Below are 454 nucleotides of genomic sequence, written 5' to 3'. Positions count from 1 at the left end.
TCCAATAGCCCCAAAACACTTATATGTTTTCGGGCATATAAAATTACATGATAAAAGTATTCTTAAACTGGGTACAAAAAACTAAGCCCCATATTAAAAGTGAAACGGGACTGCTACTTTTTGTTCCCACTATCAAATTGACAGTTTATTTAAGAATACCTTGCCGCATATTTATTAACTCCTTGTATAATACTGAATCTAATTATATTCCTTAACCCTTTATTTGTCAAGCTGACAAACTAAAGCAGAAAAAGCGGCAGGATTTCCCCCTGCCACTAATCATCTGTTTATGCAAAAATAATTTCCTTTTCCACAATCTCCCTCGCACAAGCCCTTATGTTATTGAGGCATCCTGTCCATTCTAAGGCGTTTTCTGCCTTTAGCTGTTCCGTTATGCCCTGTGCCTGTTTCATACCCTCTATGAGCCTTTCAAAGCGTTCCTGTGCCTGTCTGT

General features: G+C 38.1%; 1 protein-coding gene. It reads right to left on the bottom strand.

Annotated features, from left to right (window positions below):
• Nucleotides 1-287: 287 nt before the first annotated feature.
• Nucleotides 288-454 (bottom strand): TnpV protein (locus tag ACQRBH_RS17320; protein WP_029188229.1); only part of this gene is annotated, 167 nt, incomplete at its 5' end.

The sequence above is a fragment of the Bariatricus sp. SGI.161 genome, from assembly GCF_050313695.1.
In the GTDB taxonomy this organism is placed as follows: Bacteria; Bacillota; Clostridia; order Lachnospirales; family Lachnospiraceae; genus JAFBIX01.
The sequence above is the reverse complement of the archived record's forward strand: the minus strand, read 5'-3'. Positions and strand labels throughout refer to the sequence as shown.